The organism is Alcanivorax sediminis, assembly GCF_009601165.1.
In the GTDB taxonomy this organism is placed as follows: domain Bacteria; phylum Pseudomonadota; class Gammaproteobacteria; order Pseudomonadales; family Alcanivoracaceae; genus Alcanivorax; species Alcanivorax sediminis.
In genome coordinates, this window is record NZ_WIRE01000001.1 from 2,948,976 (window position 1) to 2,963,828 (window position 14,853).

The 14,853-nt window shown below is 58.3% G+C and carries 15 protein-coding genes; 2 read left to right on the forward strand and 13 right to left on the reverse strand.

The window, feature by feature from the left end; all coding sequences use genetic code 11:
* Positions 1 to 38: 38 nt before the first annotated feature.
* Positions 39 to 230: a 50S ribosomal protein L32 gene (gene rpmF / locus GFN93_RS13470; RefSeq protein ID WP_153501551.1), complete on the reverse strand. Its 192-nt coding sequence runs from the start codon at positions 228 to 230 to the stop codon at positions 39 to 41.
* 33 nt (positions 231 to 263) lie between these two features.
* Positions 264 to 779 (reverse strand): YceD family protein, encoded by a 516-nt coding sequence (locus GFN93_RS13475; protein WP_153501552.1) that lies wholly within the window; start codon positions 777 to 779, stop codon positions 264 to 266.
* 221 nt (positions 780 to 1,000) lie between these two features.
* Here GFN93_RS13475 and GFN93_RS13480 point away from each other — a divergent pair, with 221 nt between their 5' ends.
* Positions 1,001 to 1,591, forward strand: a complete 591-nt coding sequence (locus GFN93_RS13480) for a Maf family protein (RefSeq protein ID WP_153501553.1) — start codon at positions 1,001 to 1,003, stop codon at positions 1,589 to 1,591.
* Between the two features lie 125 nt (positions 1,592 to 1,716).
* Here GFN93_RS13480 and sppA read toward each other — a convergent pair whose 3' ends face one another.
* The 3 genes from sppA to GFN93_RS13495 are packed head-to-tail and all read right to left on the reverse strand — an operon-like array spanning position 1,717 to position 4,333.
* Positions 1,717 to 2,697: a signal peptide peptidase SppA gene (gene sppA, locus GFN93_RS13485; protein ID WP_153501554.1), complete on the reverse strand. Its 981-nt coding sequence runs from the start codon at positions 2,695 to 2,697 to the stop codon at positions 1,717 to 1,719.
* A complete protein-coding gene (locus GFN93_RS13490) occupies positions 2,698 to 3,369 on the reverse strand; it encodes an HAD family hydrolase (protein ID WP_153501555.1) in 672 nt (223 codons plus the stop codon).
* A 7-nt stretch (positions 3,370 to 3,376) separates the two neighbouring features.
* Positions 3,377 to 4,333 carry an RluA family pseudouridine synthase gene (locus GFN93_RS13495; RefSeq protein ID WP_153501556.1) on the reverse strand — a complete coding sequence of 319 codons (957 nt, stop codon included), beginning with the start codon at positions 4,331 to 4,333 and terminating at the stop codon, positions 3,377 to 3,379.
* Positions 4,334 to 5,099: 766 nt separating this feature from the next.
* Between GFN93_RS13495 and rne the strand changes: the two genes are divergently transcribed.
* Positions 5,100 to 8,183 (forward strand): ribonuclease E, encoded by a 3,084-nt coding sequence (gene rne, locus GFN93_RS13500; protein ID WP_153501557.1) that lies wholly within the window; start codon positions 5,100 to 5,102, stop codon positions 8,181 to 8,183.
* Positions 8,184 to 8,333: 150 nt separating this feature from the next.
* On the opposite strand, the gene GFN93_RS13505 is transcribed toward rne, so the two are convergent.
* From GFN93_RS13505 to GFN93_RS13540, 8 genes are all read right to left on the reverse strand, one after another.
* Positions 8,334 to 8,531 (reverse strand): hypothetical protein, encoded by a 198-nt coding sequence (locus GFN93_RS13505; protein ID WP_153501558.1) that lies wholly within the window; start codon positions 8,529 to 8,531, stop codon positions 8,334 to 8,336.
* Positions 8,532 to 8,563: 32 nt separating this feature from the next.
* Positions 8,564 to 9,586 carry a UDP-N-acetylmuramate dehydrogenase gene (gene murB, locus GFN93_RS13510; RefSeq protein WP_328594656.1) on the reverse strand — a complete coding sequence of 341 codons (1,023 nt, stop codon included), beginning with the start codon at positions 9,584 to 9,586 and terminating at the stop codon, positions 8,564 to 8,566.
* The gene (locus GFN93_RS13515; protein WP_328594657.1) at positions 9,583 to 10,056 is read right to left on the reverse strand and encodes a low molecular weight protein-tyrosine-phosphatase; all 474 of its coding nucleotides are present in this window, start codon (positions 10,054 to 10,056) and stop codon (positions 9,583 to 9,585) included. The genes murB and GFN93_RS13515 overlap by 4 nt, the downstream gene beginning before the upstream one ends.
* A gap of 4 nt (positions 10,057 to 10,060) precedes the next feature.
* Entirely contained in the window at positions 10,061 to 10,825 is a 765-nt protein-coding gene (kdsB, locus tag GFN93_RS13520; RefSeq protein ID WP_194285803.1) for a 3-deoxy-manno-octulosonate cytidylyltransferase, read from the reverse strand.
* 156 nt (positions 10,826 to 10,981) lie between these two features.
* A complete protein-coding gene (gene lpxK, locus GFN93_RS13525; RefSeq protein ID WP_153501560.1) occupies positions 10,982 to 11,980 on the reverse strand; it encodes a tetraacyldisaccharide 4'-kinase in 999 nt (332 codons plus the stop codon).
* A gap of 39 nt (positions 11,981 to 12,019) precedes the next feature.
* A complete protein-coding gene (msbA, locus tag GFN93_RS13530) occupies positions 12,020 to 13,762 on the reverse strand; it encodes a lipid A export permease/ATP-binding protein MsbA (RefSeq protein WP_153501561.1) in 1,743 nt (580 codons plus the stop codon).
* On the reverse strand, positions 13,759 to 14,184 hold the full coding sequence (locus GFN93_RS13535; RefSeq protein WP_328594658.1) for an ExbD/TolR family protein: 426 nt from the start codon (positions 14,182 to 14,184) through the stop codon (positions 13,759 to 13,761). Before GFN93_RS13535 ends, msbA begins: the two co-directional genes overlap by 4 nt.
* Positions 14,181 to 14,810: a MotA/TolQ/ExbB proton channel family protein gene (locus GFN93_RS13540; protein WP_328594660.1), complete on the reverse strand. Its 630-nt coding sequence runs from the start codon at positions 14,808 to 14,810 to the stop codon at positions 14,181 to 14,183. The genes GFN93_RS13535 and GFN93_RS13540 overlap by 4 nt, the downstream gene beginning before the upstream one ends.
* Positions 14,811 to 14,853 lie beyond the last annotated feature (43 nt).

Genomic DNA, 14,853 nt, shown 5'->3' on the forward strand with positions numbered 1-14,853 from the left:
GCAAAACGGGAGCCTAGGCTCCCGTTTGCATGAAGATCTTACTCTTCGTCGTCAGTCTCAACCTGACGAATCACCTGACGGCCGCGGTACATGCCATCCGGAGAAATGTGGTGACGACGATGCACTTCACCAGTGTTGGTGTCTTCGGTCAGCGCAGTTGCAGTCAGCGCATCGTGTGAACGGCGCATGCCGCGCTTGGAACGGGTTTTACGGTTCTGTTGAACAGCCATCTCGAGCTCCTCGGGCGTTAAATCAGCCTGAATTTACTTGCCTTGACCCTTTAATTGGGCCAGCACGGCAAAAGGATTATCCGCGTTTTCCTGTTTCTCAGGTTTACCGCTGTCATGCGGTAAAGCTGTCGGGCAAGGGTCATGCAGTGCCACCAACGGCATGGCCAGCAAGAGCTCCTCTTCAAGCAGATCGGTGAGAACCATGGGTTCATCATCAATCAGCCAGGGGTCCAGTCGCTCCGGCAGCGCCTTGGCCTGTTCCTCATTCCAGACCAGTGCCACATCGATCGTGGCCTTGACCTCACAAGTCACCGGCTCCAGGCAGCGCTGACATGGCAGCACCAATGTCGTGCTGACCTCGCCCTCAATACGCCGATGCCCCTCTTCGTCACGGCCGAACGCCAGCGATATTGCTACCGGCTGGTCCAGACTCTCCTCGTAATCCTGCAGGCGTGGCAGGTCTCGGACAGTAAGCTGGCCTTCAACGACGCGACCCTGATCCGCGTATTTGCGGGGGTCGAGGAACTGTGGCAGTTGCCCTGAAAACATAAGCGCGCAATTCTAGGGCTGAGAGGCCCATCTGTCAAAGTTAATGTAAGTGGTTAACCAATTGAACAATAAAGACTTTTCCCAAAACGCGAAAAACTCTTTGGCTTGCTTGGGCATTTTTTGCCCGGCGGCGGGTATTTTACCTGAAATCCGGCCCCATTAACCTTCTTACTGCACCAGAAAATCACTACACTCTGCCCGCTCAGACCGGAGACAGAATCATGACAGCCAATCCTGCCCTGCTACTCGCCTCATCCTCACCGTTTCGTCGTGAACTGCTGGGCAAACTCAGACTGGAATTCACCCACCAGAGCCCGGACATTGATGAATCCAGACTGGACGGTGAAACACCCACCGAGCTGGTCATCCGCCTGGCTCAGGAAAAAGCCACCGCCCTGGCGGAACAGCACCCCAACACCCTGATCATTGGGTCCGATCAGGTTGCTGTTCTCGGCGACACTGTCCTGGGTAAACCCGGCACACGGGAAAAGGCCATTGAGCAATTGAGTGTCGCCAGCGGTCAACGGGTTACCTTTCTCACCGGCTTGTGTCTGCTGAATACCGCCACCGGCAGAACCCAGACCGCATGCGAGCCGTTTCATGTGCAGTTTCGCACCCTGCAGCCTGCGCAGATCGAGCGCTACGTGGATCTGGAGCAGCCGCTGAACTGTGCTGGCAGTTTCAAGTCTGAGGGCCTGGGCATTGTTCTGTTCAAAGCACTGGAAGGCCGCGACCCGAACAGCTTGGTCGGGCTGCCGCTGATTGTGTTAACGGAATTTCTGGCAGCAGAAGGAATCCAGTTGCCTCTCTAGCTACGAGCTACGAGCTACGAGCCTGCAGGGTAAAGGCACGGCCAGCACAAGGTGCAACCCTTGAATAGCAAAAACCCGGTTACCCGGGTTTTGCTATTTCTCGAAGCGCTCGGCTGGCAGCTTACTCACCGAATACTTGGCACCAACGCATCCAGCCCGATCTGGCTGGCAACGCCTTCGCCAATGGACACCCCAAACCGGCGCACAAACTCTTCAAAAGGTGAGCGGCCGACACTGTAGTTGACCATATCTTCGATACCCACCACATCCCGAGCCACATCGCCGGGGCTCTTCAGACCATCAACCAGCCCCATTGTTTCGGCGCGCTCGCCAGTCCAGAACAAGCCAGTGAAAATTTCTGGATTCTCGGCTTCCTTCAGACGCTCTCCCCGGCCGTTACGCACGGCGGTGATGAACTGCTGATGGATTTCGTTGAGCATAGCTTTCATATGCTCACGGTCAGAAGGACGTACCGGAGAGAACGGATCCATGATCGCCTTGTTGCTGCCTGCGGTCAGCACGCGCCGCTCCACTCCCAGCTTGTCAGCGGCTTCTTCCAGGCCGAAGCCTGCCATGATCACACCTATAGAACCGACAATGCTGGCCGGGTCGGCATAGATTTCATCAGCGGCAGACGCAATATAATAAGCACCGGATGCACCCACGTCGGTGATCGCAGCATAAAGCTTCTTGTCCGGGTGCTCGGCACGCAAACGCTTGATGGCGTTGTACACCTGATTGGACTGTACCGGGGATCCACCGGGGCTATTGATTTTGAGCAGCACGGCCTTGCTGTTTTCGGCCTCAAACGCACGTGCCAGGCCGGTCACGATCAGGTCCGCACTGGCATCCTGGTCCGGGGCGATCACACCATTCACTACCACCACAGCCACATGATCTTCCACAGCAGACAGACCCGTTGAAGCGGTGCGACCCGCCACCATCATGCTCAACAAGGCAAACAGGTACACAAACGTCAGGGCCTTGAAAAAAATGCCCCAGCGCCGAGACTTGCGGTGTTCTTCCTGGGCCTGGCCCAGCAGCTTCTCAATGAGCTTCCACTCTTTATCGCTAGAAGGACGCTGAGAAGGACTCTGGTTTTCCATCTACTGACTCTCCATGATCAATTCATCCACCCCTAAAAGCGGCAGCAAGTCGTTCAATTTATCAATCACTGCCAAGGGTTCACAAGGCAACAGCCGGTCTACCGGGTGCGCCCCGTAGCTGACCGCCACCCTATCCACTCCGGCATTACGGGCCATCTCCAGGTCGAAGGTAGTATCTCCCACTACGATGGCCCGTGACGCGGGTATGGCCATTTCATCCAGCAGCTCCAGAACCATGTGCGGCTCAGGCTTGGAACGGCTTTCATCCGCACACCGGGAGGCATGAAAATACCGGTCCAATCCTGTATTACTCCAGACCCGTTGGAGCCCCTTGCGACTCTTGCCCGTTGCCACAGCCAGTTTCATATCCAGCTCCAGCAACCGGCACAGCACGGTCTCCGCACCGGGGTAAAGGGCACTGGGGGTGCTTTCCGCTTCAATGAAGTGAAAAGCATAACGATCTCGCATCCGGTCAATATCAGCTGCACCCAGTACCGGATATAAGGTCGCAATCGCTTCAGGCAAGCCCAACCCGATAATGTCTCGCACGGTCTGATCAGGGAGTGAAGGTAACGCCAGATCGTCGGCCGCCAGGTGCATACAGCTGACAATACGCCCGGTGGAATCCATCACCGTGCCATCCCAATCGAAAATTACCAGGTCATAGTTCATCCTGGCCCTATGCTCCTTTCTTTCTCAAAGCAGCCAAAATAGCGTCGAAATCCTCATCAAGGGGGGCCGTCACCGATATCCGCTTTTGGGTATCCGGATGGGGGAAGCTCAGGCTTCGAGCATGCAGGCAGAGCCGGCGATGACCGATCTTTTCCAGCAGGGCAGCACCCTTGGCCGTGCCGTACTTGTCATCTCCCAGCAGCGGGAAACCACCAAACTGGCTATGCACCCTGATCTGGTGGGTTCGGCCAGTTTCCAGCAACGCCTCCACCAGCTGGGCATCCTGCAAACGCTCGAGCATGCGGAAATGGGTCACGGAGGGTTTGCCCTCGCGGGAAACCCTTACGACACGCTCATTACCGTTCTGCATCTTCAGCAGGGGCGCCTCCATCGTGCGCTCATTCCCCTTGAAGCCCTGACAGATCAGCCAGTAGCGCTTCTCTACTTTGCCGCTTTGCATCAGCCGCTGCAGCTTGCGCAGGAACGAGCGGCGCCGGGCCACCATGATCAGCCCACTGGTATCCCGGTCCAGACGATGCACCAGCTCAAGCTCGCGCTCTTCCGGGTAGATCACCCGCAGGGCCTCGATCAGGCCGAGGCTGACCCCGCTCCCCCCATGCACAGCCAGACCCGCCGGCTTGTTGAAGATGAAAAGATTGGCATCTTCATAGACACAGGCACGGGACAGGCGCTCAGTCAGTCCATCACTGACCTTGGGGGGCGCATCGGATTCACTGGTGCGGATCGGCGGAATTCGGACCACATCGCCGGTGGCCAGACGGGTAGTCTGCTTGGCGCGCCCCTTGTTCACCCGCACCTCACCGGAGCGGATAATCCGGTAGATACGGGATTTGGGCACCCCTTTGAGATGGGTAAACAGAAAGTTGTCTAGGCGTTGACCGTGGCGGCCCTCATCAATAGTGACAAAGCTGACACGATCCGCCGCAGGGGCATCATTTGGCATGCGGCGATTCTATAGAAAGCGTCAGACAGTGAATAGTTAACAGTGAACAGCTAATAGCCAAAAGAAATAAAAATAAACCCAAGCATAACCTGTTAGACCAGTGACGCAGGCACTGAATACCCGAAGCCGTCCCGTCACCCCCGCGAACTGTTCACGATTCACTGCTAACTGTTCACTGCCACAACTAATTGATCCCGCAAACCTTTTGTTGCTATAGTCAAGCGTGGATCTGAAGTAAGGCAACGGCGACGCGCAGCGAACATTCGCCGTGTGGCCCGCTCCGGCACAGCCGAGAACGACATGGGCCCCGCCTCATCAAGGTCTGACAGATAGCGTTACCCGCCTGCCCCTCTCCCCACAAGGGCAAGAGCCAGGCTGAAACGCTGCAGAGAAACCCATTTAAACAGCGTCCTGATTTGGACCCTGAACATTAACAATGGTGGCCTGCAGCGCCGGTCAAATGACCTGGAAAACAGACAGACAAGAGTTTACATATTGTTGTGCAGCCCTGGAGCGAACACAGTCTCCCACCGCCACAGCAATCGCGTGAAGTATTACCCGCTGGCCACATTGCCAGCCACAATTACGCACTAAACATTGCAAAACAACTCGGAGAGAAGCTGCTCAGGCACTGACATCACCCAGGAATGCGAAAACCCACGCACCGCGTGCGCCCTGGCCGTGACAGGCCTCCAGCCCTCCCCCTGGTCTGCTACCGGTTATAACCCGGCCCTGCCCAGTGCCACCACTAACGTGTGGTAGCACCATGAAACGTATGCTTATCAACGCCACTCACCCTGAAGAGGTTCGGGTGGCACTTGTGGATGGCCAGCGTCTGTATGACCTGGATATCGAGCACAGAACACGCATTCAGAAAAAATCCAACATCTACAAAGGCAAGATCACCCGCGTAGAGCCCTCTCTGGAAGCCGCCTTTGTGGACTTTGGCGCCGAGCGTCACGGTTTCCTCCCCCTGAAAGAGATCTCCCGTCAGTACTTCCAGAAAGACCCGAAAGATATCCAGGGTCGCATCAACATCAAGGAAGTCATCAAGGAAGGTCAGGAAGTCATCATCCAGGTTGCCAAGGAAGAGCGTGGCAACAAGGGTGCCGCCCTGACGACCTTCATCAGCCTGGCGGGTCGTTATCTGGTGCTGATGCCCAATAACCCCCGCGCCGGCGGCATTTCCCGTCGCATTGAAGGTGAGGAACGCGCCCAGCTGAAAGAGGCCCTGGGCGCTCTCACGGTCCCGGATGAGATGGGCGTGATCGTCCGCACTGCCGGCCTTGGTCGCAGTGCAGAAGAGCTGCAATGGGATCTGGACTTCCTGCTTAAGCAGTGGAGCTCGATTGACGAAGCGGCTCAGCAGCGCAAGGCGCCTTTCCTGATCTATCAGGAATCCAATGTCATCATCCGTGCGATTCGGGACTACCTGCGCAAGGACATCGGCGAAGTCCTGATTGACTCCGAGAAGGTGTTCGCGGAAGCCCAGGGCTTTGTCCAGCAGGTGATGCAGGACTTCCAGAGCAAGATCAAGCTGTACAACGATGAAACCCCACTGTTCTCTCGTTTCCAGATCGAATCCCAGATAGAGACCGCATTCGAGCGCGAAGTGAAACTGCCCTCAGGCGGCTCCATCGTGATCGATCCCACGGAAGCGCTGGTGTCCATCGACATCAACTCCTCCCGTGCCACCAAGGGTGCGGATATCGAGGAAACAGCCCTGCAAACCAACCTGGAAGCGGCCGAAGAAATTGCCCGCCAGCTGCGTCTGCGCGATATCGGCGGCCTGATTGTGGTCGATTTCATCGACATGGGTCCGGCACGTAACCAGCGTGAAGTTGAAAACCGCATGCGTGACGCTCTCGAAGCCGACCGAGCACGCATCCAGCTGGGCCGCATTTCCCGCTTTGGCCTGCTGGAGCTGTCCCGTCAGCGCCTGCGCCCGAGCCTCGGTGAAACGTCCAGCATCGTGTGCCCGCGCTGCGACGGCCAGGGCCATATCCGCGATGTGAAATCCCTTGCGCTGAGCATCCTGCGCCTCATCGAAGAAGAGGTGATGAAAGAGCGTACCGGTGAAATCCAGGCCCAGGTACCGGTTGCCGTAGGCACCTACCTGCTGAACGAGAAGCGTGAACCGCTGCGCGCCATCGAGCAGAACCACAAGGTTCGTGTGGTCATCATCCCCAACCCGAACCTGGAAACCCCGCACTTCGAAGTGGAGCGCATCCGTGACGACCAGGTGGTATCCCAGCTGAGCCACGAGATGGATCTGATGGAAGGCGCCGCTGAAGCCGAAGCGCCGAACAGCCAGGACCTTGGTGCCAAGCCGCAGGAACCGGCCGTGAAGCTGATGGCCCCGGATACCGCAGCGCCTGCACCCAAGCCTGCAGCTCCGGTAGCAGCCAGCCCGGCCACGGTCCAGAACCTGGGCCTGCTGGCGCGCTTCTTCACCTGGCTGGCTCAGGTGTTCACCGCTCAGCCCAAGCCGGCAAAGAAAGCCAAGCCTCAACAGAAAGGCAACAAAGGCCAGCAGAACAATCGTAACCGCGGCGGCAACACCCGTAACCGTAGCGAAAATCGTGGCGGCCGTAACGACAACCGTAACAAACAGGACGGTGGCCGTAACGGCAACAAGGCGGGCGACAAGGACAACCGCAACACTCGCAACCGCAAGCCACAGCAGGACAGAGACGATAACCGCAAGGATGAGCGTCAGTCCGACAACAGACGCAACGATGCCCGCGATGACAGCGGTAATGAGCAACGTCGCGGCCGCAACGACAACCGTCGCAACAAGCAGGACGGCAACAAGGGCGGCGACGGCAGTGATAACCGGAACGACAACCGGGATAACCGCAACAACCGCAACCGCAAGCCCCAGGACAACAAGTCTGACGGCAACAAGTCAGACAAGTCCGAGAGCGGTAACAAGGGTGGCAACAGCGACAAGAGCAATGACAAGGGGCCCAAGGCTCCGCGTCGCACTGACGCCAAGGACGACCGTCCGCTGCGTGAGCGCAAGCGCCCGAACAAGCAGCAGGCTGGCGACCAAGGCGCTGCCGAATCCCCCGCGAAGCAGGACAAACCGCAAGCGGAAAAACCACCGGCCGCACCTGTCGCAGACAACCACCAGATGCAGGGAGCCGAGAGTCATCCGCCTGCCAAGCTGGTCCCTGAGCAAGAGCCGGTAGCGGGTGCAGAGCAGAAACCTGCAGCTAGCCAGCAACAGGCCACCCCTGCACCGGCCAAGGCGGAAGTGAAGGAACAGCCTTCTGCCAAGACAGCCCCGGTAGAGAAAGCCGAGCAACCGGTGCAAGCCGACACCACACCGGTCGCCCAGCCTGCTGTCGAGAAGCCAGCTGCCGCAGCGCAAGAAGCCCAGCCACAGCCAGCGGAAGTGAAAGCCGAGGCCAAAACCGAAGCCCCGACTGAAGCGAAAGCTGAGGTTCAGGCTGAAGCCAAGCCAGAACCTCAGCAGACGTCGCAACCCGTTGAAGCAGCGCCGCAGCAGGTCAAGATTGAAGAGCAACCCGCTCCAGTGCCAGCCAACCCGGCGGAGCCCGTCCGGGCGAGCAATGACCCACGCTCACCGAACTACAAGCCGCAGCAGCATGCACCGCGCCAGAAAGCGGAAAAGCCGAAGCCGGCACCAGAAGCCAATGCGCTGCCAAGCCGCGCGGTGGAGGTGAAGCCGACAACTGCCCAGGCTCAGCCCGCTGCCGCCGAGCAAGGCCGCGCGTCCAATGACCCGCGCGCTCGCCGCCGCCAGCAGCAGGCAGAGGCTGCCGCCAAGGCAGCTGAGCAAGCTGCAGACAGCCCGTCCGAGGACGTGTCCTCAGACAGCTGATCGCAAGCTGACGAGCACAAAAAAAGCCCCGCTTATGCGGGGCTTTTTTTGTGCCTGCTCAAGTCAAATACAAGGGAAAGGCTGTGGGAACATTTCGCCAAGCGCGCCTGTAAATGGCCAGAATAGAGATGGTGATTTGCGAGGGCCGCCTTAAACCTGCATCAGAAGCGGGCGCGGATCATGATTCTGGGGCAATCGGGTGAAGAGAATCTCGGGCTGATCAGCCAGACTGCCGACACAGAGCCGACACTCACCCGCCTCTGGTGCCGAGCCTTCCACATAACGAACACTGTGGCGGCTACCACCACGGTTGCTGGACACCTGAAAGACCCGATCACGCTCGCTCATGGCACTCTCCGACTTCAGCAATCTGACTAATTTCAGGGTAGCACAACCGGTTCCTGCTCCAGCTGTACACCGAAGCGCTGCCACACATCGGCTCGCACGGCCGCTGCCAGCGCCAGCACATCGGCGGAGGTCGCGCCACCGTGGTTCACCAACACTAGGGCTTGCTCGCTGTGCATACCCACAGGTCCAAGACGCTTACCTTTCCAGCCTGCCGCTTCGATCAGCCAGCCTGCAGCCAGTTTGACGCCATCCTGCTGCGGATATGAGACCAACTGCGGATAAGCGGCTTTTAGCGACTCGGCTTTCTGCACATCCACCACCGGGTTCTTGAAAAAGCTGCCCGCGTTGGCCAGAACCGCAGGGTCCGGTAACTTGCTCTGACGAATGGCAATGACCTGCTTGCGAACAGCCGCTGCAGTCACCGCGTCAGCATCCTGGCCGGCGAAGTGCTGCTTGAGCGGCCCATAGCTGATATTGCAGTGGGGCTGCCGGTTCAGTTTCAGCTCAATACCGGTGATGACATACCGCCCCTTGTCCCGGCTCTTGAAACGACTGTCGCGATAGCCAAAGTCACAATTTTCAGCGCTGAAGTGACTTACTGTACCCGTAGCCAACTCCATAACCGTGACCTGTTCCAGAACCTGGGCCAGCTCAACACCGTAAGCACCAATATTCTGGTACGGGGCGGCACCGGCGGTTCCGGGAATCAGGGACAGGTTTTCCAGCCCTTGCCAGCCCTGCTCTACCGTCCAGGCCACCAGGTCATCCCAGTGCACCCCGGCACCCGCTGCCACCCAGACATGCTCACTGGTCTCGCGCACCTTCATCATGCCATCCAGTGCCAGCACCACGGTCAGACCGGGAAGATCATCCTCGATAACCAGGTTACTGCCTTCTCCGATCACATGAATGGGCTCTTGCGGGTCGTGCCCGGCCAGCACCTGCTCCAGCTCGTCCAGCGTGGTCGGTCGCACCAGACAATGCGCTCTTGCAGGCAGTGCCAACGTATTAAACGCCGTTAAATCAGCATTACGCTCGGCCAGGGGGAAACTCACAGACGCTCCTGCAGGGCTTCAAGAAGAGCCTCTGCGCCCTCCTCCACCAGATTCAGCACTTCGGCAAAACCGTCTTCGCCACCGTAATAGGGGTCAGGCACCTCACGCTCCGGGCGGTGGGCCGCGTAATCCAGAAAGCGCTTGAGTGTGACCGAAGAATTGGCCGGTTGCATGGCCTGCAGATCCGCCAGGTTGGCATCATCCATAGCCAGCACCACATCGAACTTGTCGAAGTCAGCCACGGTCACCTGACGCGCGCGCAGACGGCTCATGTCATAGCCTCGCCCGGCCGCGGCATCCTGGGTGCGAGGATCCGGAGCACGACCAATATGCCAGTCTCCGGTGCCGGCGCTATCGATCAGGATATGATCCTCCAGGCCCGCTGCTTTCACCCTGTCACGAAATACCACTTCCGCCGTCGGTGAGCGGCAGATATTGCCAAGACAAACAAACAGCACTGATACCGTCACGCCGTCACTCCTGTTGTCCTGATGCCAGCAAGGCCTGAACCCGCTGCAGGTCTTCCGGGGTATCGATGCCGCCGGGCACAGGCTCACAGGACGGCGCGATATGAATGGATACACCATTAGCCATGGCACGTAACTGTTCCAGTGACTCCAGCTTTTCAAGGGCTGCCGGCGCCCAGGTCACATAGCGATGCAGAAAGGACACCCGATAGGCATAGATACCAATATGACGCCACCACTGTCCACCGGACGTATCCCGTCCGCCTTCAGCGAAAGCATCACGATGCCAGGGAATAGGAGCACGCGAGAAATACAACGCCTTGCCATTGGCATCAAAAACCGCCTTTACCACATTGGGATTAAAAACACCCTCAACGTGCTCAATGGGTTCACACAAGGTGGCCATCTGACAATCAGGATTTGCCGCCAGGTTAGCTGCTACCTGATTGATTACTGCCGCGGGAATCAGGGGTTCATCCCCCTGGACATTAACGATAATGTCGTCATCGGCGAGCCCGAGATTGGCCGCCACTTCCTGAAGACGATCGGTCCCGGAAGGATGATCATCACGGGTCATTACCACGGGCACCAGCCCTTGCAGCGCATCGGCAATCCGCTGGTCATCAGTAGCTACATAAACGCTGCCTGCCTCACTCCGCTGACATCGCTCCGCCACCCGCGCCACCATGGGCTTGCCAGCCAGATCCGCCAGAGGCTTGCCGGGCAGACGGGTTGACGCATAGCGCGCCGGCACCACCACATAAAAACTCATGAACAACCTCGTTAATGAAACGCCTCACACACCACGGTGCATTCAGTAATGCCAATCCCGAGCGGGTTGAAAGTCCAAAGTGGGAATGCGCGGGGCTACTTGCAGGCACGGTACAGCCTTAACAATCGTCCTTTCCCGCGTTTTCAACGTTGACCTTCAACTGCTCTCATTGCCGTCAGCCCCAAGCGCACGATCCAGCATCCGATCCAGCAGGCCCTCGGGCAAATCAGCAGTCACCGGCAAGTACCACCAGTTCGGCTCGGCGAAGGCAGCACACTTCACTGCATCCTTTTCCGTCATCAACACCGGCAGCCCATCAGAAAAAGCCAGATCGGCAGGCTGGTAGGCATGGTGATCCGGAAACACATGGGGCTGGGTATTCAGCCCAATAATGCTCAGCAGATTGAAGTAACGACGAGGGTTACCGATACCGGCAACAGCATGGACATCGGGATATTCACGGAGAAAAGCATGGACATCCAGGGTGCGACCATCGGCAAGATTCTCGATGGCCCCGGGGCGCATGACCATCGGGTGCGCGCCACTCCAGCCCCCACCCGTACTTACCACAAAATCCACTTCCTTGAGACGAGAAGCCGGTTCTCGCAGCGGGCCCTCAGGCAAACAACGGCCATTGCCAAGGCCACGTTGGCCATCCACCACCACGACCTCGGCACTGCGCGGCAAGGCATAATGCTGCAAACCATCATCACTGATGACCAGATCCGGGTTGCAGGTGTTGATCGCCACGTCCAGGGCGTTACGGCGATCCGGATCGAGAATCACTGGCGCGCCGGTGCGACGTGCAATCAGTACCGGCTCATCGCCCACCTCAAGAGCCGCGCTTTCTGCCGTTACCGTAACCGGGTACTGACCCGCCTTGCCACCGTAACCGCGGGATACCACCGCCACCTTCAGGCCGCGCTTCTGTGCGGCTTGCACCAGAGCGATGACCAGGGGCGTCTTGCCAGTACCGCCCACCGTAATATTGCCGACTACCAGCACCGGCACCGGAGGCTTCGGCCGCGACCGGTTAAAGTGATTGAGGCGACGACTCGCCTCCAATGACACCAGCATGGAGAGGGGCCGCAACGGCAAGAGCCAGGGGCTACCCTTGTACCAGCCCCGTTGAATCCAGTCGCTAACCTTGCTCATGGGCTTGTCTGCCTCTACTGCCATGTTCGCCTGAATCGATCACTCTTCGGCAAAATCCATTCGATAGAGCTGGGTGTAGATGCCGTTTTGGGCCAATAGCTCTTCGTGGGTACCCTGCTCCATCAGCTGCCCCTGATCGAGCACCAGAATCCGGTCCGCTTTTTCGATGGTGGACAAGCGGTGCGCAATCACCAGCGTTGTCCGCCCCGCCATCACCCGCTCCAGCGCCTGCTGAATGTGATGCTCAGACTCAGTGTCCAGCGCACTGGTGGCCTCATCCAGGATCAGCAGTGGCGAATCCTTCAGCAAGGCACGGGCGATCGCGATACGCTGACGCTGACCACCGGACAACTGAACACCATCCTGGCCAAGCCGGGTATCCAGTCCGTGTTCCAGTTGCTCGATGAACCGCCAGGCATGAGCATCGCGAGCGGCAGCCTCAATGGTGGCATCGTCCGCAGTGCGCAGCTCACCGTAGGCGATGTTATTGCGCACGGTATCGTTGAACAGCACCACACGCTGGCTGACCATGGCAATCTGGTGGCGCAGTTCAGTCAGGCTGTACTCCGTCAGGGGAACACCATCAAGAAGAATGCGGCCCTGATCGGGATCGAAGAAGCGCGGCAGCATGGCACTGATCGTGCTCTTGCCTGCACCCGAGCGCCCCACCAAGGCCACTGTTTCACCGGCCTTGATCGAGAATGACAGGTTGCGTAGCACCGGAGATTCCGGTTCATACCCGAAGGTCACACCGGCAAACTCCACATCCCCGCGCACTCGCTGGGCCGGAACATAGCTGCCGGTATCCACTTCTTCAGGCGTATCGAGCAGCTCGAACAGGCTTGAGGCACCGGTAACGCCACGCTGTACCTTCACATTCACATCAGTAAGCTGCTTGAGTGGCTTCTGGATCATGCCGGCAGCCGCAATATAGGAAAGGAAACCACCCACCGTCAGGTCTTCGCCCATCAGATGAATGTACAGATAGGTGATCGCGCCAATCCCCACCGCCACAAACAACTGCACGATAACTGTGCTGGCAATCTTGCTGGCATTGAGCTTCACGTTCTGTTTGGCAAAGCTGCGACTGACCGTGTGGAAGCGGCTAGCCTCCTGGTGCTGGCCACCAAAGATCTTCACCTCACCACTCCCCTCAATGGCCTCGCCCAGAAAGTGTGTAATGTTCGACATGGAGGACTGGATGCGGCGGCTGATCTTGCGGAAGCGCTTGCTGGTGATATTCACCACCAGCGCAATTAGCGGGGCCACAGCCACCAGAATCAGGGTCAGTTTCCAGTTTTGCCAGAGCAGGAAACTGAAAAGCCCGATGACAGTGAGCCCCTCGCGCACGATCACAATAATCGCGTCCGTGCCCGCGCTGGTCACCTGCTGCGCATCGAAGATGATCTTGGACATGATCCGACCTGACGCATTGCGATGATATTCCGACTGCGGCAGCTTCAGGACATGGCCAAACACATCATTGCGCAGCACATACACCAGCTGCTGCGCGACCCAGTTCATACTGTAGCTGCCCATGAACTGGCCCAGCCCCTGGAAGAACACCAGCACCAGTGGCGCAATGGCCACTACCATGACCCGGAAATCCGTTGGGTTGACGATGGTATCACCGAGGTAACCGGCAAGTTGTGCCCCCCCGGCCTGGGTAGCCGCATACAGGGCGTAGCCCAGCACACTGATCACAAGCATTAACCAGTAAGGGCGGACGTAGGACAACAACCGTTTGTAGGTTGGCCAGACGTCATCGTTGGATTGACTCATTGTGCCTCGTTGGGGGATTCGCGGGTGGTGAGCGACAGCTTAACAAAACCCAGCTGCCCCGCCACATCATAGACGCGGACAACGGACTGGTAAGCCACGTTGGCATCCGCATAGATTTGCAACGGCAAGTCTGCCTTTTCCTGCCCTAGCGCCATCAAGGCGGTACGCAGGGTCTTGCTGTCTGACGCCGCCAGCTTCTCCCCGTTAACCAGGTAATCGCCGGTGGACGTTACCGTGACTGTCACCTGATCCGCTGACTGGGCCAGAGCCGCCCCATCGGCTTCCGGCAAAGTGATGGACAGCTGCGTCTTGTCATTAAAGGTGGTGGACACCATGAAAAAGATCAGCAGCAGGAACACCACATCAATCAGAGGCGTCAGATTGACGCTGATCTCCTCCTGACTGGGCCGCGGGAACTTCACGCCTGCTCTCCCGGCTCGGCTTCACGATCACCATGCACCAGATCGACGACGTGTACCGCGCTCTGCTCCAGCTCCACCGTGATTTCTTCCACACGGCGCACGAAGAAACGATGAAAGAAGATGGCCGGGATCGCCACTACCAGGCCCGCCGCCGTGGTCAACAGCGCCTGGGAAATCCCTCCCGCCAGTTGAGCCGCATCACCGGTACCGTGAATCATGATCGCGGCAAACACATCAATCATGCCCACCACCGTTCCCAGCAGACCCAGCAATGGTGTGATCGCAGCAATCGACCCCAGGGTACTGAGGAATTTTTCCAGCTCATGAATCACACCGGTGGCGGACTCCTGAATGCTTTCCTTCATGATCTCACGACCATGTTTGGCGTTGGCCAGGCCCGTGGCCAGAATTCGCCCCAGCGGAGAACTGTCACGCAGCTTGATCAGGTTGCCGCTGTTCAACAAACCTCGCTTGAGCAGTGTCTGGACTTGCGGAACCGTATCCGCCGGTGCCAGCTTGCTGGGACGCAATGTCCAGAAACGTTCCACCACGATGGCCAGCGCCACCACTGAACAGATCAGGATCGGGAACATCATCCAGCCCCCGGACTGCAAAAGATCCTGCACCTTGACTCTCCCCTTACTCACTACGCTGCCCGTTTGGGCACAG